This window comes from Mesorhizobium sp. P2_A12 (assembly GCF_056405075.1).
Map to the genome: position 1 here is coordinate 1 of NZ_JBFUCU010000088.1, position 671 is coordinate 671.

Annotated in this window: 1 pseudogene; it reads right to left on the minus strand. The window is 69.0% G+C overall.

The window, feature by feature from the left end:
- A pseudogene (locus AC1DZU_RS35625) lies at positions 1–671 on the minus strand (hypothetical protein); the annotation flags it as partial.

Genomic DNA, 671 nt, shown 5'->3' on the forward strand with positions numbered 1-671 from the left:
CGTCGAACCGGTGGCGCCAGTCGAGCCGGTCGCACCAGTCGCACCAGTATCGCCAGTCGCACCTGTCGAGCCGGTTGCTCCAGTCGAGCCGGTCGAGCCTGTCGCTCCCGTCGAACCGGTGGCGCCAGTCGAGCCGGTCGAACCCGTTGAACCAGTGTCGCCAGTCGCACCTGTCGAGCCAGTCGCGCCAGTCGAACCAGTCGAACCAGTCGAGCCGGTCGCACCAGTCGAGCCGGTCGAACCGGTTGCTCCAGTCGAGCCGGTCGAGCCAGTCGCTCCCGTCGAGCCGGTGGAGCCAGTCGAGCCGGTCGAACCAGTCGCACCAGTATCGCCAGTCGCACCTGTCGAGCCAGTCGCGCCGGTCGAGCCGGTTGCGCCGGTCGAACCAGTCGAGCCAGTCGCACCAGTCGAGCCTGTCGCTCCAGTTGCTCCAGTCGAGCCAGTCGAGCCAGTCGCACCCGTCGAGCCGGTCGAACCGGTCGAGCCGGTTGCTCCAGTCGAGCCGGTCGAGCCTGTCGCTCCCGTCGAACCGGTGGCGCCAGTCGAGCCGGTCGCACCAGTCGCACCAGTATCGCCAGTCGCACCTGTCGAGCCGGTTGCTCCAGTCGAGCCGGTCGAGCCTGTCGCTCCCGTCGAACCGGTGGCGCCAGTCGAGCCGGTCGAACCCGTTG